This is a genomic window from Streptomyces sp. NPDC052721, from assembly GCF_040678315.1.
Lineage (GTDB): Bacteria > Actinomycetota > Actinomycetes > Streptomycetales > Streptomycetaceae > Streptomyces.
Genome location: NZ_JBFATL010000002.1, coordinates 256,717 through 276,906, shown reverse-complemented (window position 1 = coordinate 276,906; position 20,190 = coordinate 256,717). Strand labels below are relative to the sequence as shown.

Here is a 20,190-nt window from a genome sequence, read left to right as displayed (position 1 = left end):
TGACGAGAAAACGGAGTCCGGCGGAAAGATGAAGAGGCCGTGCTGTGAGGCGGCTGTGCTACGGAGGGTGGACTGGGTGCGGGAGCTGAACTGATCGGTCAGTCGTCGGTCAGGAGACGCGCAACTCCCTGATGTTCACGGCCCGGCCCGGCAGGGCGGAGCGGGCGGGGGCCCGCAGACCGTCGAGGAACAGCTGCAGATGGCGGTGGACGAAGCGGTCGCCGCGCATGCAGTCCGTGCCTGCCGGAGGCCGGCTCAGCTGGGCCACGACGATCATCAGATCGCCGACCCCGACGTCCGGCCGGAGCTGCCCCGCCACCTTGGCCCTGCCCATGACCTCCTCGACCAGCTGCTCGACGCGCTCCCGGGAGGCCTCCAGGTCGGGGTGGTGCTGGTCGAAGGTGCTGGACACCATGGGGCACAGCGCGCTGATCCGCTCGTCGGCGGCGGTGTGCACGAAGCGCTCCAGGGCGGCGAAGGCGTCCCCGGTCTCCGCGAGGGCCAGCTCGGCCGCCTCGGCCGTACGGTCCATGACGGAGCAGACGACCTCGCGGACGAGGGCGTCACGGTCGGGGAAGTTGCGGTACACCGTGGCGTTGCCGACGCCGGCCCGGCGGGCGATCTCGTCCAGCGGCACGTCCGGGCCGTGCTCGACGAACATCTCGCGGGCGGCGGTGACGATCCGCTCCCGGTTGCGCAGGGCGTCGGCGCGCGGCCGGGGCGCCTTGCGCACGGAGGGGGCGGTCGTGGCGGGCACGGTGAACTCCTTGGGTCGGTCGGGGTGCTGCACGGTGGTACGCCGTGCGGCACGGTGCTGCGCGTTGGTGCACGGTGCTGCGCATTGGTGCGCGTTGGTGCGTCCGAAGATCCTGCGACGAGCACTCCACGGTGAGCGTTCGCACGCCGGGCGCGATCCGGGGACCCGGTCCCCGTTTCCGTCGGACACAGGGCTAAACGGGGAAACCGTCCCCGGTTATTTCCCGCTCGCCCCCAGAAGTCGTGTGAGCTGAGACACAATCACCACCCGCTGGGATTCACCCCGCTGCGGCCCCGCTTTCCCACGATCGGTCTTCTCCAGCGCGCGCCCGCCGCCCCGCCGACACAGGGTGAGCGCAAGGGTGCAGCCGGAGACCGGCGGCTGCCGTGGCGCGAAAGGTCCCTGCATGCAGCCGCAGCCGCAGCCCCGCCCCCGCCGCCGCATACGCCCGCGCCGGGTTGCCGCCCTGTCGATGGTGACCGCACTGACCCTCGCGGTCAGCACCTCGGCCGGGACCGGGAACCTCACGGCGCCCACCTCCGCCGCCGGGCCCGACAACCTGGCCCGCAACTCCGCGCTCGTACCCTGCATGATCCATGGCGGCCTGGACGTGCAGATGACCGAGGGCCTGCCCACCCCGACCGGCTACTCGCACTCCACCGGCACCGTCCACGCCCTGACCCTGATGGTGGACTTCCCCGACGCGCCCGGACCGGGCAGCGCGATGGACCGCTTCCACGAGTTCTTCCCACAGACCCAGGAGTGGTTCCGCACCGCGTCGTACGGCCGTCTCGACTACCGCCCCGAGACCCCCGTCACCACCTGGCTGCGCATGCCGAAACCCTTCCAGGCGTACGGCATAGAGCGCGGCGCGCCCTTCGACCCCGGCTACCGGAACCTGGTGCAGGACATCGTGGCCGCCGCCGACCCGACCGTGGACTTCCGCGACTACGACCTGCTGAACGTGCTCATCACCCCGAACGCCGGCCCCTCCGCCCTGGACACCGTGCTGTCCGTGACCTTCGCCGGGAACGGTGACGCCCCGGTCGCCGACGGCGTCCGCATCTCCAACGCCTCCTTCGTCTACTCCCGCCAGGACGACGGCTCCGGCTCCTACTCCCGCACCGGCTACCGCGTGCTGCCGCACGAGAACAGCCACACCTTCGGCCTGCCCGACCTCTACACGCAGGAGGGCGGGAGCGCGGTCGGGCACTGGGACATCATGAGCGAGGACTGGGGCGCCAACAACGACCTGCTCGGCTGGCACAAGTGGAAGCTGGGCTGGCTGGACGGCGGCCAGGTCGGCTGCGCGGCGGCGCGGGGCAGCGCCGAGTACACCCTGTCCCCGCTGTACAAGCCGGACGGTGGAAAGCTCGTCCTGGTGCCGGTGACCGCGCGCAGCACCTACGCGCTGGAGGTCCGCGCGCAGGGCGGCAACGACGAGGCGGTGTGCCGCCCGGGGCTGCTCATCTACAAGGTCGACGGCACCGTCGACACCGGCCGCGGCCCGGTCACCGTCTACGACAGCCACCGCAACAGCGGCGGCTGCACCCGCAGCCCCAACGTCCACGCCGAACTCTCCGACGCCCCCTTCACCACCGGCGAGACCTTCAAGGACCCCCGCCACGGCATCACCGTCCAGGTCCTGAGCACGGACGAGGAGGGGAACTACCGGGTGCGGATCACGAGGGGAGCGGCGGTGGGGGTGGGGGCGTGAGGGTGGGCCTGGGCCGGTGCGGGTCCACGGGCCCGGGCTGCCCCACTGGGACTTACCGGGCTCACGGCCTGCCGACCGGGGTTTACCGTAGGCGTGCCCCGATGGGATGCCGTACCGGAGAGACGATGCCCGCGATGACCGCAGTGGATGCCGATGCCCGTGCCGGGGCCGGGACGCCGGTGGAGGCGGTCGGGCCGTTGGTGCGGGGCGTCGCGGTGCTACGGCGGCTCACCGAGGCGGGCGGCACACTGAGCCCGAGCGCGCTGGAGCGGGCCACCGGCCTCGCCCGCTCCACGGTGGACCGGATCACCGGCACCCTCGGCCGCATGGGCTACGTCCGCCTCGACGGCCGGGACGTCGTCCTCACCCCCCGCGTGATGGAGCTGGGCAACGCCTACCTGGCCGCCCTGCGCCTGCCCGCGCTGCTCGACGCACGCGCCGACACCCTCGCCGACGAGCTGGACGAGTCGGTGTCGCTCGCGGTCGCCGACCTCGACGGCATCCGCTTCATCCACCAGGCCACCCGCCGCCGCGCGCTGTCCGTCAGCTTCCGCATCGGCGACCTGCTGCCGGCCGAACGGACCGCGCCGGGCGCGCTGTTCGCGACCGAGTGGACGGAGCCGGACTGGACCCGCTGGCGGGACCGCCGAGCCGGCGACGCACAGGACGCCTCCTTCCCCACCGTCCCCCCGAGAGCGGAAGCATCTGACGACTCCTCCTTCACGGACTCCTTCACTCACTCCTTCACGGAACGGGTGGAGCGGGCGCGCCGGGACGGCTGGGCCGTGGACGACCAGCTGATCGAGCCGGGCCTGGTCGCGGTGTCCGTCCCCGTACGGGACCCCGGCAACGGCCGAGTGGCCTGCGTGGCGAGCGTGGTCAGCCACACCAGCCGGCACTCCGCGACGGACCTGCGCACCAGCCTGCTGCCCCGGCTGCGTACAGCGGTGAAGGCGATGGAGACGGACCTGCGCACCGCACCCGCACCCGAGCCCGGCCCGGCACCCGCCGGCCTCGCGGCCTGGACCACGGCGTCCAAGCACGAACTCGGCCGGGACTTCGTGGAATCGCTGGCCCGGGGTCTGACGGTACTGACGGCGTTCGGCGAGGGCCGGTCGGCGCTGTCCCTGACGGAGGTGGCCCGCGCGACCGGCCTGTCCCGGGCCACCGCACGCCGGGCGCTGCTCACCCACGAGCACCTGGGCCTGGTTGCGGCACACCCCGACCGCACCTTCACCCTCACCCCGCGCGTCCTCGACCTCGGCTTCCCGCCCCTGTCCCGGACGACACTCCCCCGCCTGGCCGAACCGCACCTGCGGGCCCTGGCGGACGCGGTGCGGGAACCGACGGCACTGGCGGTGCTGACGAACGACGGCAAGGAGATCCAGTACACGGCCGGGGCGGGCACGAGCCGGGTCCTGACCGTACAGATCACCGTGGGCACACGGCTGCCGGCCACCGCCACCTCCCTGGGCCGCGTCCTCCTGGCGGACACCGCCGCCTCCCTGTCCCCCACGCTCACCGAGGTCCGCTCCCAGGGCTACGCCCTGGTCGACGAGGAACTGGAATCGGGCCTGAGGTCCATCGCCGTACCGGTACGGGACCGCACGGGCAGGACGGTGGCCGCCCTGAACATCTCCACCCACGCGGCCCGCCGCACCCTGCGGGACTGCGTCCACGACCTCCTCCCCGCCCTCCACGCGACGGCGGACCACATCCAGCAGGACCTCCACACCGCATCCCGCTTCACCCACGTCCCCCCGTCCTGATCCGGTACCCTGTGGACCGAGCGCCCACCAGGACGCCCACCCACGCCTTCGTAGCTCAGGGGATAGAGCACCGCTCTCCTAAAGCGGGTGTCGCAGGTTCGAATCCTGCCGGGGGCACAAGGGAGAAGGCCCCGGACCGATCATGGTTCGGGGCCTTTGACATCTACTTCTGACATCAACGGGGGCGGTCACCCGCGATCGGGCGCCTCTTCCGCAGCAGCCGGTCCATGTGGCCCATGGCCTCACGCTGGGGTCCTGCACGACGTGTGTGTCGACGTCCATGGTGATGCTGATCTGGCTATGGCCCAGGATCTCCATCACCACGCAGGGTGCGACTCCGGCCGCCGTGAGGAGGGTTGCGGTGCCTTGCGGGGCATCGTGCAACCGGATGACGCGGAGGCCGGCGGACTGAACGTCTACGAGTAAGCGTGTTGGGGGGTACGAGTTCGGAGGAGCCTCCTACGCCCCATGTCAGACCCGCCCGCCAGAATCCACCCATGCATTGACGCCCCTGAACCACGCCCGCTCCCGCAAAAAACCGAAGCCCTGAACCATCGAGGCCAGGGCTTCAGTCTCTGGAGCTACTGCTTCTTACCGAAGGCCAAAGCCTTCACGACCTCCGGCACGTCACGGCTGTCGCACCGACGAAGCGCGACGATACCGATCACCAGACGGACCATGGGGAGGAGCACGATGCCCAGAAGGGCCACGATCTCAAACAGCACAGACTACACCCTTTGTCGAAACGGGGTGTAGTCGAAATGTGGATAAAAAGTAGGGCTACGCACTGCCCAGCACTCCACCTCGACCTACACAGGGAATCATCACTGAAGTAGGCGTGCCGTTATTGTGACCGCGCCAAGGCCCACGCGTCAAACCATGTCAGCTCCTCAGCCCGTGCCTCATACGTGCCCGTTGCAGCGGCAAGCTTCGGGGAATAGCAGGGAACACCGGCAAGAAAGCCACTCACGCGCTGGTCAGCGTCTCGCCAAGTCACCGCGCATCCGCATACGCGATCTTCCAAACTCGCTGCGCCGACCGCGCTTGTCCCCGCGGGCGTCATACTGGCGCGCAATGACTGACCCTCACCAGAACACAGAGCGATCACATCATTGCATCGACTGGCTACGAGCCTCTCCGAAGATGATCAGTATCCTTACCTGGGCATATACGATTCCCGGCCATGAAGCGTTCGATGATCGCGCTGGCTAGCGCAGGAGCAGTCACGCTCGCCGCAGGCGGGTACGCCGTCGGAGCGACGCGGCACGACAGCACATCCGAGCAGTCCGCTACGTGCCGACAGGCCAGCAACGACTTCGGGAAGCGGGCCGATCAGCTGCGGGAGCAGAAGAAGCGCGAAGCCCGTGATGAGGACTATCTCAACTCCGTGAACGCATACGCGGAGTCGGCCCAACTGCAGATCCTCGGCCTGATCGTCGATCAGAATCCGACCTGTTTCAGTGGTGCGACTCGTGCGGCAGCGGCGTATCTGCAGAAGCCTCGATCCAAAGAGGCGGAAGGCCTGGAGGCCGGGGAGGATGTCGCGGCCTGTGAACTCCTCAGCATCGCGCTTAAGGACTGCTCGGTCACAGCAGCCGACTGAAGCAGTACCGCATGATCACCTGCCCAGCTGCAAACCTCAGTGACCGTCCGCCCATAGTTCGCTTCTAGGTGCAGCACGCGACACTCCCGCTCAGGCCGTCTCCAGGCCGTGCGGGGGTGCTCAACGACGACCACGCTGACAACCACCGACAGCTAAGTCGCAGGTCGCAGCGTTGATCGATTTCACAGCCGCAGGTCAGGGACCCGGCCCTTCACTTCTTCGGCTTCTAGTCGGAGCCGAACCTGCTGTTCACCGTCTTCCTGAACGACGTGAACATGATGTTCGTGAAGACCGCTTGCGGCTGCTGACATCAGCGGCTGACACCAACAGGACAAAGTGCATGAGAGCGGCCCCCGGCCAACCTGCTGGCCGGGGGCCGTTCACCTGCGCGGTGGGTGTGGGATTTGAACCCACAACGAGCCCTACCTACTGCGGTCGGAGCCCTGCACGGTGTCGGTCACACACGCGGGCACCCGCGTCACTTGGACCATCCGACCCGTGACCTACCTGCCCCTAGCTCGCCGGACAGAACTCCCACCCTGCGCCTATGAGTTCAGCCCCAGACCCGGGGTGTCCCCTCTCATCTGGCACCGAAGGACCGGCCTCGTACCTGAAGCCGGGCCTCAACGTCCGACGGTGATTGCCCACCGGACGTTCGAGGGTGCGGTCACACTCACCGTTCCCTGCTGACGCGTGCGCTTCAGATCCAGTTGGTTATAGGTGCTGCTGACTTCCCCGGCAACGCATTCAAGCGGGAAGCTCAATCCGACCGGTTTAACCTCGACAGTCAGCTTACCGTTGCCCTTGCAATTCACAAGGACTGCCAGTGGGCCGCCCTTGAGGCCGCCCTTGACGTCCATCTCCCGGTTGCCGCTGGCGTTCACCGCCTGAGCGACAACATCTCCGTCCGGTAGGGCAGGTGCCTTGGTCACGGATTCACCGGGTATGTGTTCGGCGCGATCAGGCGTTGGCGTCCGCGTCGAAGAGGACGATGAGTGAGGCGAGGCTTTCGGGCCAGCGTCCGACGCCTTGCCATCGTCGCTGCTGCAGCCGACGGCAAGAACCGTGACAGCGGTCAACGTGGCTGCGGTTGCCAGCGGGCTCAGCTTTCCCACAGGTACCACCCTATGCGGAAGGGCGAGTAACTGACGACGGTGCGCTCCGGTGTGGTGGTGCAGTTCTGGTGCAGCCAGTAGCTCTTGCCGGTGTGCTTGAGTCGCCAGACACCGTACGTCGCGTGGGTGGTCTTGTGGGACGGTGTGTCCACCGCGATGGAGTTCCCCAGTTTGGCCGTCAGCTTGGCGGACACGGTCACCTGGTATTTGGCCTTGACCTTGGCAAGCAGCGTGCCCACCGATGTCTCCAGCTCGCCGGTGACGGCCACGCCTACCTCGCCGGTGACCTCCGACGTGAAGGTCGACTTGGCGGTCCTTGACGTTCCGTTGTAGTTCGAGTTGGTGGGGCCTACCGCCCGGTGGTACTTGCGGCCCTGCTTGGTGGGAATGTAGACGCCGTGAGCCGGGGCGCAGTCGGCAGCAGCCGGCACATCGCCGGGAAGTGGCGGCTTGGCCTCAGACGCAGGTACTTCGGGCTGCTTGTCTACCTCATCAGCAGGGACCTCGCTGACATCTTCCTCAGGCTGATCGGGCGGGGACGTGTTGATGAGGGAGTCATCGGCTTGTGTAGATGTCGAAGAGGCAGTCGATGGCGCCTCATCCTCGGCCAGCGCAGGCCCAGCCACGGCCGTGCACAGCAGGAGCGCGGTCGCGGGAACAAGCATGGTGCGACGTGCTGAGATTTGCACAGGAACGCCCATCCGGTGGGGACCGCTCTGGAGGCGGTCGGATGGCCTGACCGTATGGCAGGGACATGCCGGAGGCGAAGGTTCCGTGGATCTTCTGAGGAGGAGCTGAGGTTGACGGGCGAGGGTTCCTCGTGGGGAGTCAGGCATGCTCAGGTACATGAGCGCCTACGGCAGCGACCTGGACCTGAAGGTCACCGACGCCGCCGGCAACGGCGTCGAGGTGGACGTGGCAACGAACCTGTTGAACGGCACTGTGCGCCTGTCGGTGCTGTGGACCCAGGAGATCTACCTTCACCCCGACGACGCTGAACGGGTAGCCCAGTCACTGCTACGAGCTGCTGAACACGGCCGCCACATCGCGAAAGCCCGCAGGCCGGAGCCTGATCAAACCACCAGCCCCAGCGACTGAGTTACAACTTTCTGGTTCAAGGCTCGCACACGGCGCGGGCGCGCGCCGCCTCTGCGGCGCGGCCTGCCTCCTGTCTCCGCCCCGGCCGCCGCGACCTGCCCTAGCAGCCCGAAAGCATGGGCGCTCCGCCGCGCCAGGGACCGCGCCCGCGGCGCGGGCGGCCTCGGGAGTCGCGTTGGGCGGGACCACCAGCAGGGAGAAGAGGTCCCGGTCGCCCCGGGTGATCAGGACGGTGTCGTCACCCACCGGGAAGGAGTCGATGTGCACCACCCGGTCGTCGACGACGATCCGCGTCGGGAGCCCTGCCCAGGCCGCGGTGTCCAGCCCGACGCGGGTCACGGGGCCCAGATGTGCGATGAGGGCGCTCAGCAGCTCGGGCAGCTCGGCCCCGATGTCGCGCGACCGCGGCCACCACGCACCGTCGAGGACTCCTTCGCGTGATGCGGTCGTCTCCAGCCGGAGGAGCGCGCACCCCGGCCGCACGGTCTCGTGGACGCCGCTGGGGAGACGCCGGGGAACAGGAGGTGTATCCGAACCGGTCATGAGGACCACCCGTCTTCGGGAGTTGGTGCGAAAACGGGACTCGCCTCGCGTCTGCCACGCTGCTCCGAGCACCGGACGCGCCGACGTCTCAGGGCACGACCCCGCCCAGGGAAAACTCCTCAAGCGGGTGTCGCAGGTTCGAATCCTGCGAGGGCACAGACAGGCACCTCGTCAGAGGCCCTTCCGTCCGTCGGACGGGAGGGCGTTCGCAGCGCCGGTACGAGAGGCCGAGGAGCGGCAGGCGTCGGCCGCTTCGGCAGCCCTGGAGGAGGCATCGGCCGTCACCGGCTTGGTGGCACGGACGATCGCCGAGTGCATTCCGTCCGCGACCGAATGGGCCGGGGTGATCTCGATGTCGGTGAACCCCGCGGCTTCCAGCCCTGCGCGGTACTCGGCGAAGGAGAGGGCGCCGGCGATGCAGCCGACGTAGTCGCCGCGTTCGGCGCGCTGCTCGGGTGTGAGGGTGTCGTCGGCGACGACGTCGGAGACGCCGATACGGCCTCCGGGCTTGAGGACGCGGAAGGTCTCGGCGAACACGGCGGGCTTGTCGACGGACAGGTTGATCACGCAGTTCGAGATCACCACGTCGATGGTGTTCGCGGGCAGCGGGACGGACTCGATGGTGCCCTTCAGGAACTCGACGTTCGTCGCACCGGCCTTCTCGGCGTTGGCCAGGGCCAGGGCCAGCATCTCGTCGGTCATGTCCACCCCGTACGCCTTGCCGGTGGGGCCGACGCGGCGGGCGGAGAGCAGGACGTCGATGCCGCCGCCCGAGCCCAGGTCGAGGACGTGGTCGCCCTCGCGCAGTTCTGCGACGGCGGTGGGGTTGCCGCAGCCGAGGGAGGCGGCGACGGCCTCGGCGGGCAGCGTGTCGCGCTCGTCGGCGGCGTACAGGGCCGAGCCGAAGTTCTCGTCGGCCTCGACCGGCTCCGGCCCGCAACAGGCGGCGCCGCCCTCGGTGACCTTCACGGCCGCTGCGGCGTAGCGCCGGCGGACGGTTTCGCGCAGGTCAGTGGACTGTTCGCTCATGACTCACTCCCAGGTGACGGGGCATGGCGGTGCCCCGGAACGGCTTGTATTGACGTTCGTTGATGCAACCTTGCGCCCTGGATCGAAAAACGTCAACATAGACGTATGTCGAAACAAGAGCTTGAGGTGATCGGGCAGGACACCGCCTGCTGCGCAGGACTGTCCGCCGCGCCGTTGAACGAGGACCAGGCGGCCGAGCTGGCGAAGGTCTTCAAGGCCCTCGGTGACCCGGTCCGGCTCCGGCTGATGTCGATGATCGCCTCACGTGGGGAGGGCGGCGAGGTCTGCGTGTGCGAGCTGACGCCGGCCTTCGAGCTGTCCCAGCCGACGATCTCCCACCACCTCAAGCTGCTCCGGCAGGCCGGGCTCATCGACTGCGAGCGGCGCGGGACCTGGGTGTACTACTGGGTGCTGCCCGGCGTCCTGGACCGGCTCGCCGCATTCCTGACCACGCCGCAGACCGCCGGAAACACCGCGTGACCGCGCCCCTGGGCCGACGCCTCGCCGCTGAAGCCGTGGGAACCGGGCTGCTGGTGGCGGTGGTGGTCGGCTCCGGTATCCAGGCCACCGAGCTGTCGCGCGACGTGGGCGTGCAGCTGCTCGCCAACTCCCTCGCCACCGTCTTCGGCCTGGGCGTGCTGATCACCGTGCTCGGGCCGGTCTCCGGCGCCCACTTCAACCCGGCCGTCACCCTCGCCGCCTGGTTCACCGGCCGCCGCAAGGCCGACGGCCTGCCCCTGCGGGACGTGGCCGCGTACGTGCCCGCACAGATCGCCGGAGCCATCGGCGGGGCGATCCTGGCCGACGCGATGTTCGCCAAGCCGCTGGCCGAGTGGTCCACCCACGACCGGTCCGCCTCTCACCTGTGGCTCGGTGAGGTGGTCGCCACGACCGGGCTGATCCTGCTGATCTCCGGACTCGACCGCGTCGGCGATGCCTCCCTCGCGCCGGTGGCCGTGGCCTCGTACATCGGTGCCGCCTACTGGTTCACCTCCTCCACCTCCTTCGCGAACCCGGCAGTGACCATCGGCCGGGCCTTCACCGACACCTTCGCCGGAATCGCCCCCGCCTCCGTCGCCCCGTTCATCGCCGCCCAACTGGTCGGAGCCGTGCTCGGGCTGGGTGCCGTCATCGCGGTGTACGGCCGTCCCGCCCCGGCCGCCGACGAGGTCGCCGTCCCGCACGGCGAACCCGAACTGGCCTCCTCCTGACCCCCTCCCGCCCTCCCGAAAGACGCCTGCCATGAGTACCCCCGCCCCGCGCCCCACGGTCCTGTTCGTCTGCGTCCACAACGCCGGCCGCTCCCAGATGGGCGCCGCGTTCCTCACCCACCTGGGCGGTGACCAGGTCGAGGTCCGCTCGGCCGGCTCGGCCCCCGCCGACGCGGTCAACCCCGCCGTCGTCAAGGCCATGGCGGAGGTCGGCATCGACATCTCCGCCCAGACACCCAAGGTCCTCACCAGCGAGGCGGTGCGGGCCTCGGACGTGGTGATCACCATGGGCTGCGGGGACGCCTGCCCGGTCTTCCCCGGCAAGCGGTACCTGGACTGGCAGCTGGACGATCCCGCCGGGCAGGGTGTCGACGCCGTCCGGCCGATCCGGGACACCATCGAACAACGGGTACGCGGCCTGCTCGCCGAACTCGGGATTCCCGCGGTGGCCTGACCGCCCTGGCCGTCGGCGCGACGCCGGCTCCCCGCACGGACGGAGCACACCTCACGCAGCACTGCTCGACCGGGCCGGAGCCGAGGCCAGCCAACCGGCTCGGCACCGCTGAGGAGATCGCCCAGGCCGTCCTGTGGCTGTGCAGCCCCGGCGCGGGTCTCGTCGCCGGCGTCGCCCTCCCCGTCGACCTGGTGTGCCGTCACATCGCCGGCTGCTGAAGGCAGACGCTCCCGGCGCAAGTGGGGGCCCTGGGCGAGCGGAGCACACATGCGCGTGACCTGCTGGCCGTGATCGAGTACGGCCAACCACTCCGCAGTGCCACTCGGTAGCCCGTCCGTCGCACCAGTCGACGGCGGCGGCCGGAGCGGGCGCGGATCGAACCTCCTGCCGGCGAGCGCTGGGCCGTGGGCGCGGTGAAGTCGGTGTCGAGGTCCCCGGGGACCGGCGAGGCTCGGATCGTAGATTGGGGCCATGAGCAAGGAGACTTCGCCCGAACAGTTAGCGCGATCCGGCATGAGACGCCGGAAGCATGCCGCCCCCAAGCGGGCCGAGGCCGGCGGGGTGTTGCGGTCGTCCGCGTTGATGGCCGCCGGGACGGTGGTCTCGCGTGCCACCGGGCTGATCCGGAACGTGCTGCAAGGAGCGGCACTGGGCACCGGGCTGCTGGCCACCACCTACAACCAGGCCAACACGGTGCCCACCAGCCTGTACTTCCTGCTGATCGGTGGCGCGCTGAACTCCGTCCTGGTTCCCCAGCTGGTCCGGGCCCGGGCAGAAGACCCCGATGGCGGGGCCGCCTTCGAGCAGCGTCTGGTCACCCTCGTGCTGTGTGTCCTGGGTGTCGGCAGCGCGCTGGCCACCTGGGCCGCTCCCCGGATCATCAGCGTCTACCAGCAGGACACGCCCGCCACGCACGACGCGTTCGAGCTGACCGTGGTCTTCGCCCGCTTCCTGCTGCCGCAGATCTTCTTCTACGGCGTGTTCAGCATCTTCGGGCAGGTGCTCAACGCCCGGAACCGGTTCGGGGCGATGATGTGGACGCCGGTCCTGAACAACATCGTGCTGATCACGATGTTCGGCCTGTACCTCGGCATGATGACCGCCCCGGAGAAGGTCTCGGACATCACCGGTGCCCAGGTGCGGCTGCTCGGAATCGGAACCACTGCCGCTCTCGCCCTCCAGGCACTCGCCCTGGTTCCGTACGCCCACGCGGCCGGCTTCCGTCTGCGGCCACGCTTCGACTGGCGGGGCGCCGGGCTGCGCAAGAGCGTGAGCGCGGCGCGCTGGACGTTGCTGTTCGTCTTGGCCAACCTCGTGGCGAGCACGGTGGTCACCCGCCTGGCCTCCGCCGCGGACGCCGCCCGGCCCGACGACGGGGTCGGCTACACCGCCTACAGCTACGCCCAGCAGATATGGATGCTCCCCCAGTCGATCGTCACCGTCTCCCTCGTCACCGCACTTCTCCCCCGCATGAGCCGGGCAGCGCGCGAGCATCGGCTCGGCGATCTGCGCGCCGACCTGTCCCGCGCACTGCGGGTCAGCGGCGTCGCCATCGTCCCGGCGGCCTTCTTCTTCGTCGTCTTCGGCCCCCAGATCGCCCAGCTGCTGTTCGCCCACGGTGCCGCCGACGCCGCGGACACCGTCCCGCTGGGCCACATGCTGCAAGCCTTCGGCCTGGGACTGATCCCGTTCTCCGCCCAGTACCTCCTGCTGCGCGGCTTCTACGCCTTCGAGGACACCCGCACGCCGTTCCGTATGGCGCTGTGGATCGGCGGCATCAACATCGCTCTGGCCGTGGTGTGCCATCTGCTGCTGTCCCCCCGGTGGGCGGTCACGGGGATGGCCGCCGCCTACGCCCTGTCCTACGCCGTCGGCCTGCTGCTCACGGCGCTGCGGCTCAGGCGGCGCACCGAGGGGCTCCTCGACGGCCGCCGTATCTGCCGTACCTACGCCAAGTTGACCGCGGCCGCCACCGGCGCGGGAGCCGCGGGCTGGTTCATCGCCCGCTCGTGCGGCCACGGCCTGACGTCGGCATCCTGGACGCCCGCCGTCTCGCTGGCCGCCGGCGGCATCGTGATGGTGCTGCTGTTCCTGCTCTTCGCGCGGCTTCTGCGCATCGGGGAACTGCGCGGTCTGCCAGGGCTGGGCTGACCCGTTCCGGGGACGGCGTACCTGTCGGTGGTCGGCCACGATGAGCCGTGACCGGCATCAACGGCTTCGGGCCTGAGCAGTTCGGCGTGGCGGGTGGGCCGGCGGCCTGACGCCACGTCGTCCGCGAGCCGGGTCCGTTCCGGCGCGAGTGCGTCGTCGCCGGTCTGGGCGAGCGTGGAGATCCCCGCACGCACGTGGGGGGCGAGGTAGGCGTGCGGGCGGCGCCCGTATGCGGCGCCGAAGCCGTCGACGCGGTCGTGGGGGATGCGGACCGGTTCCTGGCGGCCCCGCCGAGCAGGTCGATCGGCCGGTCGGTCGGGACGGCGCGGCTGCCGTCGAACGCGGCTGCCTGGGGAAGGTAGTCCCGTACGAGTCACAACCGCTGACGATGCGGCAGCGGGTGACCCTGGCGCGGTTCTGTGATGCCGGCCGTCAGGTCGGGCCAGTGGTGAACGGTCAGCGAGGCCGGGCCGGGTTCGACCGCGAGGACCTTCCTCGGTAGTTCGTACGCGCCCGTGCCCGCTCTCACGTCGCGTACGTCTGTCGCGTCCGGGCACACGTCGCGCCGAGTGTGTCATGGACGGCCATGGCGGTCAGCTCACCCCGTCCAGCGTTTCCATGAGTTCGTCGCAGTACAGCTGGAACGTTCGCTGTTCCACCGGTGTCACCACCGACATGCGGTTGTGGACCATGGGGTTGCGGACCTTCGCCAGCAGGGAGAAGCGTTCGTTCCAGTAGTTCTTGTCCTTCTTCAGGAGGCGGCCGAAGAGGTCCCAGTGGGAGGCCATCAGGTCGTACAGGTTCCGCGGGTAGGTGAAGTCCAGGATGCGGGTGGAACCCTGTGCGCCGAAGGACCGCAGTTCCCGGGCTCTCAGGTCCTCGCAATGGTCGAGCATGGGGACCAGCTTGGGGCGGACCCTGCGCAGCTCGGTCGGCCAGTCGGTGCCGTACCTGTCCTGGAAGACGGACTCGACCAGGTCGCGGACCCGCCGCTCGACGGCCATCCAGTTGTCCCAGTGGCCCAGCTTGCGTCCGATGAGCATGAGGTGCTGCTGGAAGTGGTCGGAGAAGGCCCGGTACGACCCCTCGCGCACCCTGACCAGCCCTTGCTGCAGCAGGACCTGCGCGTCGTCCGGGGTCACGACGAGCTGCGGACCGAGGACGACCTCCAGCAGCGCGCGGAGCCGGCCGTCCGCGCGCAGCAGTTCCTCGAGATCGCGGTAGTAGTACTGGAACTCCGCCGGCAGAGCGTGCGCCAGCGCCTCGATCTCGTCGAGGAGGCGGACGGGGCGGCCCCGGGCCGCGCTGCACACCCGGTCCAGCAGCACGCTCGCCAGATAGGGATGGCCACCGGTCAGCTCGGCCAGCCGGGCGACGGCCGCGTCCGCGCCCTCGTCCGGTGCGCGGCCCGGCACGCGGGCGGCGAGCGCGCCGAGTTCGTCGGCGTCGAAGCAGGTCAGGAACAGGGAGCGGAAGATCCCGGCGAAGGTGGACTCGTCGGGGTCGGCCATGTCGACGATCTCCCTCAGTTCCCGGCGGGAGGTGGTGACCAGGCCGATGTTCCAGTCCAGGTTGTAGGCGATCTCCCGCAGCGCCTGGAACGTGCCCGGCTGGGACTTGAACACGTCGCGGGCGGCGTCGAACTCGTCCAGGATCAGGACGACCCGCCATCCGCGCCGCCGTACCAGCCGGAGGAACTCCTGGGTCTCGCTCTGCGCCTGGGCCCAGGGGAGGCCGGGCTCCACGGCCCTCTCGTACGCCTGTGTGGTGCGCCGGTCGATCTCGCCCGACCGCTCGGTCAGCAGTTCCCAGACGTCGTCGGAGAGCCTGCGGAACGCCTGCTGGATGCCGGCCTGGGTCCGTACGTTCATCCAGACGGGCAGGAGCCGGGGATACGTCTCCCGGACCTCGGGGCGCATGAAGACGTGGTAGGCCAGGCTGGACTTGCCGATCCGCGGCGGGCCGATGATGGCGGTGGCGCCGGCGGTCGACTGGGACAGGACCCGCTCCTGAAGTATCTCCATGGGGCCGGTCCGGCCGATGTGGCCGTCGCCGTGGACCGGGTGGCCCACCGTGGCGAAGGGGTTGGACCGAGCCACGGGGACGGGGTCGGAGGGAGTCACGGCGAGGGGGTCGCCGGGGCCTTTGGCCGTCAGGTCTGTCACGGGCCCTACGCCTTCCTCTGCCAGAGCCATTCCGCGAACAGCCCCACCTTGATCCGGTAGCGGTCCTCGGACTCGCGGACGATCACGTCGCGGCGCAGCAGGTCCTCGATGACCCGCGGGCCCTCCGGCAGTTCGCGGGCCTTGCGGCCGTCCAGGTGGAGGTCGCGGCGGTGTCCCGACAGACTGCCCTTGAGCACGCCCAGCACGGTCTCGTCCGACAGGTCGCTGACGTCCGCGTCACCGGGGGTGAGCAGGTTGTCGAACTGCTCCTGGAGCAGCGCCCGGTCCCCGCTGACCAGCGCCGCCGCGACGTTGTCCACGTCGGCGGGGCCGATCAGCGGCTGGCGTTCGGCGTTCATGTGGTGGACGAGGCGGTTGCAGAACAGCTGGATGTAGTAGGGACTGCGGGCGGTCAGTTCGATGACGCGCTGCACCGAGTCGCCGCGGTAGCGGCTCTCCCCGTTCTCCAGGGCGATCGGTTCGGTGATCAGCGCCTTCGCGGGTCCCTCGTCCAGGTACGACACCGGCTCCTGCCGGGCCACCTGGAACTCGTTGGGGAACGCCTTGAGGAAGCGCGGCATCAGGTCGTTGCCGACGACCACGCTGCTGAACAGCTTGCTCTCCAGCATGGCCTTCCACGACTTCATGAACTCCCGGGGCAGATCGCCGCGTTCGATGGCGCCGTAGAGCACGGTGAACTCGTCCAGCAGCAGCACCATCCGCCAGTTGCGGTAGGTGTCGCTGCGCTGCATCCGCCGCAGGATGTCCCGCACGTAGTCATCGAAGTGGATCTCCGGTGAACCGCTGTCGATGAACTCCCGCAGCACCGGCCGGGAGAGGTTCAGACCCGGCAGCCCTTCGTCCTCCAGCTCCTCCAGACGGCGGAAGAACGCGTTCGCGATCTTGTACAGCAGGTTGGCGTGGGTCAGGTTGGTGGCGAGTTCGCCCATGCTGAACTTGGCCGCGAGCACCGGGGGTTTGAGCGCCCGTTGCAGATGGTGCAGGACCGACGACTTGCCGACGCGTTTCTGGCCGTAGATCACCACGCACTTGGCGTCCGCCCGCTCCAGGGAGTCCACGAGTATCTGGATCAGCGGCCCGCGGCCGTAGAACATCTCCTCGTCATAGACGGGAGCGCCCTCGGCGTAGGGGTTGCGGATCGGCTTCCAGTCCTGGGAGTCGTTCAGCCGGAGCGGCAACGTACGCGGCTCGGTGACGATGCGCCGGTCGGAGCGCACCATGAACTCCAGGCTGTAGTGCAGCGTGAGCACCTGTTCGGCTATGGCGCGCGGTGTCACCACCAGCGGGAGCGTGCAGGTCTCGGTCTGCTCGTCGCGCAGGCTGTGGGCGACCGGTATCGGCTCGGCCACCGGCTGGTAGTCGTCCGCGTTGTCCAGCACGCGCAGCATCACGTCCACGGCGGGGCTGCGCCGGGGCAGGTTCTTGACGCTGAGCTGCACATGGATGGTGGACGCCGCGCTGGGGGCGTAGCTGGAGAGCACCTTGGTCACTTCGAGGTCCGTCGGCTCGGCGGCCCGCTGAACGTCCTGGAAGTGACCGGCGAGCGCCCGGTCCAGCTTGGTCAGCAGCGGTACCAGGTACTCCAGGCTCAGCCGGGTCGGATACGTCTCGATGGTGGCGACCAGCTCGCGCACCGCGGTGCGGATCTTGGACTCCAGCCGTTCCTGCTCCAGGTACGAGGGCTGTTCCAGGTAGCCGTGGATGTCCGCCAGGGTGGTGGCCACCTTCTTGAGGCGGTCGATGTCGAGCGGTGTGGTGGGCGCGAGGTCCCTCGCGCGCTCCAGCAGTTGCTGGTCCTCGGCCAGGGCGCCCAGGGGCTCGCTGCGGTTCAGCGGCAGCTGGAGCGACTGGCGCTGCGCGTCCAGTTCCTGGCGCAGCTTGCGCAGGGCCTGCTGCCACCGCTCCGCGTAGACGTCGTGCACGCTGGACGAGTTGGCCTCGCCGAGGTAGTCGCAGAGCTGTCCGAGCAGGATGTCCCTGATGTGGGTCACGCGGAAGGTGCGCGAGACGATCTCCCGCCGCACCCGGTCCGAGCCGCTGGCCATCAGGCTGAGCAGGCCGAACGTCAGGGGCCGGTGCAGGCTCTCGTCCTCCAGCACCCACTGCAGGCACTTCTCGAACGTCGGGCGGGTCTCCGGCTGCGTCGAGTCCGGGTCGAGGTACGACAGGACGAACTGCTTGACCTTCAGCTCGCCCATGTCGTCCCACCCGCCCAGCGCGACCGCTTCGGCGTAGTAGGTGCGCGTGACGTCCCCGGGCCGGCGCTCGGCCGTGCACAGATCGCCCATGGCCGCCCCGAAGCTCCGCAGGGACTTGCGGAAGCGGTCGTCCTCGGACTGGTTGAGGTCTCTCAGGATGCGGGCCGCCGACAGGTTGTAGGCGGCGCGGTCCGCGGACCGCCGCGATCCCAGCGTACGGATGAGGTCGTCCAGCTCCTGGACGTCCCGCTCGCTCAGGGTGCCTTCCTGCACGCGGGCCGGGTTGACCCCGGCGTATTCGCAGCGGTCCAGGTGGAGCAGCAGGATGGGGCTGATGGAGCCGGGCTGCTCCGGCTTCCAGTCGCTCTTGGCGAGCAGCTGGTCGATCTTGTCCCAGATGCCTGAGCGTTCGGCCTTCTCCACCTCTTCCCAGAGGCTGCGGAACTCCGGGTTCCGGGGGCCGTGGTTGAGCAGGCGGCGCGCCGCGCCCTTCGCCCGCTCGGCGTCCCGGAGCCTGCGGTACAGCACGATCAGACGCTTGAGCAGACCGGTCCGGGTCTGCTTGGAGTGCTCCCGCTTCAGCAGGTCCTCCAGCAGACGAGCGGCCTCGTCCCAGTTCCCCGTGTCGCTCAGGATCGTGATGATCATGTTCTGGTGCGGCAGGGTGTCCTGGACGACGACGCTCGGATCGCGCAGCAGCTCCAGCGCCTCACCGCTGCGCTTGTAGCGGTGCAGCCCCCAGGCGAGACTGCGCCGGGCCCGCTCGTTGCCCGGGTCCTCCGTCAGGGCCTGACGGTAGAGCTGCTCGGCCTTGGGCCAGTCCTTCTCCTGGGTGTCGGCGTGCTGCGCCCGTGCGTAGGCCGAACGGTGGCCCCGGACCAGCTGCGCCTGGGCCGTGCGCCTGGACGCCGGGCCGGCCAGTGTCCGCGCCGCCTTCTCCCGCTGGGCGGTCTCGGTGATCTCCAGCAGTTCGACGTGTCCGGGATGGCTCGCCAGGGCGTTCTGCGCGATCTTCAGCGCGGCATCCAGGTTGCCCTGGTTGAGCTGGTTGCGCGCGGCGGCCACATGGAGTTGGGGCTCCTTCGGTCCGGGTGCGGGCCGGCCGGCCGGCACCCGGCGCCCGGCGGTGTGGAGTACGGCCGCGGCCGGAGCGGGTGCGGGCCCGCCGGGCGCCGGGTGCGCCTGAGGGGCGGCGGTCGCGGCGGAGGATCGCGGCGTCTGCGGTGGGGTGAGGCCGGCGTCCGTGCCCGGTCCGAGGGCCGCCAGGACCTGACGGAGGTCATCGGGTGAGGGGGCCGGCGCGGACAGCAGCGGCTCCAGCGGTGCGGCCCGCTCCGGGGACACCCGGGACAGGAGGTACAGGCCGGCGCGGGTGGCCACCCACCGCTGCCCCGGGCTCTCCTGCTCCGCGGCGCCGAGCACCGAGGCCGCCGCGCTGACGTCCCCCTCCTGAAGGACCAGGGCGAGGAACAGCCGGAGCAGCAGATCGTCGCTGTGGTCGGCCGGGCTGTGCCGCAGCCCCTCACCGAGCGCCGTGAGCGCTTCCCGGACATGGCCGTTCCGTATCCGCAGCACCGCCAGGTCCCAGACGTACCGGTTGCCGCAGTACAGGGCCTCCGCCATCCACTCCTCGGCCTGGCGCCGGGCCGCCTCCGTGCCGACCCGTTCCAGGAGCAGCAGTGCGGCGAGGTGGAACGCCGGTGGATAGTCGCACGCGTCGGCCGCGGCCACGAGGTCGCGCAACGCCCCCGGCACGCGCGACGGTTCACCTAACTTCCGGGCGGAATCCAGGCGGTTCTTGGCCCGGTTGATGTGTCCCTCGATCTCCTTGGCCTCGGTGTACCCCAGCTCGAAGTCGGGGTCGAGGCCGAACACCGGGGTGGTCAGCCGGGCTTGGCCGACGTCCATCGCGAACTCGCCCGCCAGCACGTCCCAGGCGGCGGACAGCACCACGGGAGCGGGAGGCGGTGGCGGGCTCGGCGGTGCGGGAGGATCCGGTGCGACGGCCCTGGCGGCCGGCACGGCGGGGCTCATGGCCTCCACCTGCTCGATCGCGGTGGCGCGCAACAGAGTCGGTCCGTTTTCGGTGACGAGCACCAGGCTGTTCGGACCGACAGCCTCCAGACGCCCCCGAGCGGACCGTCCCCCGGAAAGATAGACCACGACATCCGTACCCACGGGGTACCACTGCTGGATCATCCCCAAGTCCACATGAGCACCATAGCCCAGCTCACACCTGGAGGAACCAGGAAAAACAGCAGAGAATCCGCGCGGGCACGGGATGCTCTCCCGGCGGCCCGCGACATGGCCGGTCACCCTCACGCAGACGGATGATCACGCCGTACGTCGGTGGGCGGAC

General features: G+C 69.7%; 15 protein-coding genes, 1 tRNA gene and 2 pseudogenes. 9 read left to right on the top strand and 9 right to left on the bottom strand.

What is annotated here, in order from left to right; genetic code table 11:
• Positions 1-109: 109 nt before the first annotated feature.
• A complete protein-coding gene (locus AB0L21_RS03285) occupies positions 110-757 on the bottom strand; it encodes a helix-turn-helix domain-containing protein (RefSeq protein WP_365702451.1) in 648 nt (215 codons plus the stop codon).
• A gap of 406 nt (positions 758-1,163) precedes the next feature.
• On the opposite strand from AB0L21_RS03285, the gene AB0L21_RS03280 reads away from it, so the two are divergent.
• From AB0L21_RS03280 to AB0L21_RS03270, 3 genes are all read left to right on the top strand, one after another.
• Positions 1,164-2,474, top strand: coding sequence for a M6 family metalloprotease domain-containing protein (locus AB0L21_RS03280; RefSeq protein ID WP_365781932.1), 1,311 nt, complete (start codon positions 1,164-1,166; stop codon positions 2,472-2,474).
• 125 nt (positions 2,475-2,599) lie between these two features.
• Positions 2,600-4,243, top strand: coding sequence for an IclR family transcriptional regulator C-terminal domain-containing protein (locus AB0L21_RS03275; RefSeq protein WP_365781930.1), 1,644 nt, complete (start codon positions 2,600-2,602; stop codon positions 4,241-4,243).
• A gap of 44 nt (positions 4,244-4,287) precedes the next feature.
• Positions 4,288-4,360 (top strand) — tRNA-Arg (locus AB0L21_RS03270).
• A gap of 58 nt (positions 4,361-4,418) precedes the next feature.
• Here the strand turns inward: AB0L21_RS03270 and AB0L21_RS03265 are convergent.
• A pseudogene (locus AB0L21_RS03265) lies at positions 4,419-4,654 on the bottom strand (oxidoreductase); the annotation flags it as partial.
• 170 nt (positions 4,655-4,824) lie between these two features.
• Complete coding sequence (locus tag AB0L21_RS03260) at positions 4,825-4,968, bottom strand: hypothetical protein (protein ID WP_365702444.1); 144 nt, start codon at positions 4,966-4,968, stop codon at positions 4,825-4,827.
• Positions 4,969-5,426: 458 nt separating this feature from the next.
• Between AB0L21_RS03260 and AB0L21_RS03255 the strand changes: the two genes are divergently transcribed.
• Positions 5,427-5,846: a hypothetical protein gene (locus AB0L21_RS03255; RefSeq protein ID WP_365702442.1), complete on the top strand. Its 420-nt coding sequence runs from the start codon at positions 5,427-5,429 to the stop codon at positions 5,844-5,846.
• Between the two features lie 623 nt (positions 5,847-6,469).
• Here the strand turns inward: AB0L21_RS03255 and AB0L21_RS03250 are convergent.
• Both AB0L21_RS03250 and AB0L21_RS03245 read right to left on the bottom strand, forming a co-directional pair.
• Positions 6,470-6,961 (bottom strand): hypothetical protein, encoded by a 492-nt coding sequence (locus AB0L21_RS03250; protein ID WP_365702440.1) that lies wholly within the window; start codon positions 6,959-6,961, stop codon positions 6,470-6,472.
• Positions 6,949-7,392, bottom strand: coding sequence for a hypothetical protein (locus AB0L21_RS03245; RefSeq protein ID WP_365781928.1), 444 nt, complete (start codon positions 7,390-7,392; stop codon positions 6,949-6,951). Before AB0L21_RS03245 ends, AB0L21_RS03250 begins: the two co-directional genes overlap by 13 nt.
• A gap of 415 nt (positions 7,393-7,807) precedes the next feature.
• Here AB0L21_RS03245 and AB0L21_RS03240 point away from each other — a divergent pair, with 415 nt between their 5' ends.
• Positions 7,808-8,059 (top strand): hypothetical protein, encoded by a 252-nt coding sequence (locus AB0L21_RS03240; protein ID WP_365781926.1) that lies wholly within the window; start codon positions 7,808-7,810, stop codon positions 8,057-8,059.
• Positions 8,060-8,206: 147 nt separating this feature from the next.
• Here AB0L21_RS03240 and AB0L21_RS03235 read toward each other — a convergent pair.
• Positions 8,207-8,602 (bottom strand): annotated as a pseudogene (locus AB0L21_RS03235) (DUF5994 family protein); the annotation flags it as partial.
• A gap of 171 nt (positions 8,603-8,773) precedes the next feature.
• On the bottom strand, positions 8,774-9,631 hold the full coding sequence (gene arsM, locus AB0L21_RS03230; protein WP_365781924.1) for an arsenite methyltransferase: 858 nt from the start codon (positions 9,629-9,631) through the stop codon (positions 8,774-8,776).
• Between the two features lie 105 nt (positions 9,632-9,736).
• On the opposite strand from arsM, the gene AB0L21_RS03225 reads away from it, so the two are divergent.
• The 4 genes from AB0L21_RS03225 (at position 9,737) to murJ (ending at position 13,447) form a co-directional block, all read left to right on the top strand.
• Positions 9,737-10,111, top strand: coding sequence for a metalloregulator ArsR/SmtB family transcription factor (locus tag AB0L21_RS03225; protein ID WP_365702430.1), 375 nt, complete (start codon positions 9,737-9,739; stop codon positions 10,109-10,111).
• Positions 10,108-10,842, top strand: a complete 735-nt coding sequence (locus AB0L21_RS03220) for an MIP/aquaporin family protein (protein ID WP_365781923.1) — start codon at positions 10,108-10,110, stop codon at positions 10,840-10,842. The genes AB0L21_RS03225 and AB0L21_RS03220 overlap by 4 nt, the downstream gene beginning before the upstream one ends.
• 31 nt (positions 10,843-10,873) lie before the next feature.
• Positions 10,874-11,296 (top strand): arsenate reductase ArsC, encoded by a 423-nt coding sequence (locus AB0L21_RS03215; RefSeq protein ID WP_365702426.1) that lies wholly within the window; start codon positions 10,874-10,876, stop codon positions 11,294-11,296.
• Between the two features lie 513 nt (positions 11,297-11,809).
• On the top strand, positions 11,810-13,447 hold the full coding sequence (gene murJ / locus AB0L21_RS03210) for a murein biosynthesis integral membrane protein MurJ (RefSeq protein WP_365781921.1): 1,638 nt from the start codon (positions 11,810-11,812) through the stop codon (positions 13,445-13,447).
• A 593-nt stretch (positions 13,448-14,040) separates the two neighbouring features.
• Here the strand turns inward: murJ and AB0L21_RS03205 are convergent.
• Together AB0L21_RS03205 and AB0L21_RS03200 are read right to left on the bottom strand one after the other, a co-directional pair.
• Complete coding sequence (locus AB0L21_RS03205) at positions 14,041-15,612, bottom strand: ATP-binding protein (RefSeq protein WP_365781919.1); 1,572 nt, start codon at positions 15,610-15,612, stop codon at positions 14,041-14,043.
• Between the two features lie 5 nt (positions 15,613-15,617).
• On the bottom strand, positions 15,618-19,898 hold the full coding sequence (locus tag AB0L21_RS03200; RefSeq protein ID WP_365781917.1) for a tetratricopeptide repeat protein: 4,281 nt from the start codon (positions 19,896-19,898) through the stop codon (positions 15,618-15,620).
• Positions 19,899-20,190 lie beyond the last annotated feature (292 nt).

Excerpts from the sequence above, each read along its gene's own strand:
- AB0L21_RS03280 (WP_365781932.1), top strand. The coding sequence starts at position 1,164 with ATGCAGCCGCAGCCGCAGCCCCGCCCCCGCCGCCGCATACGCCCGCGC.
- AB0L21_RS03275 (WP_365781930.1), top strand. The coding sequence starts at position 2,600 with ATGCCCGCGATGACCGCAGTGGATGCCGATGCCCGTGCCGGGGCCGGG.
- AB0L21_RS03255 (WP_365702442.1), top strand. The coding sequence starts at position 5,427 with ATGAAGCGTTCGATGATCGCGCTGGCTAGCGCAGGAGCAGTCACGCTC.
- AB0L21_RS03240 (WP_365781926.1), top strand. The coding sequence starts at position 7,808 with ATGAGCGCCTACGGCAGCGACCTGGACCTGAAGGTCACCGACGCCGCC.
- arsM (WP_365781924.1), bottom strand. The coding sequence starts at position 9,631 with ATGAGCGAACAGTCCACTGACCTGCGCGAAACCGTCCGCCGGCGCTAC.
- AB0L21_RS03225 (WP_365702430.1), top strand. The coding sequence starts at position 9,737 with ATGTCGAAACAAGAGCTTGAGGTGATCGGGCAGGACACCGCCTGCTGC.
- AB0L21_RS03215 (WP_365702426.1), top strand. The coding sequence starts at position 10,874 with ATGAGTACCCCCGCCCCGCGCCCCACGGTCCTGTTCGTCTGCGTCCAC.
- murJ (WP_365781921.1), top strand. The coding sequence starts at position 11,810 with ATGAGACGCCGGAAGCATGCCGCCCCCAAGCGGGCCGAGGCCGGCGGG.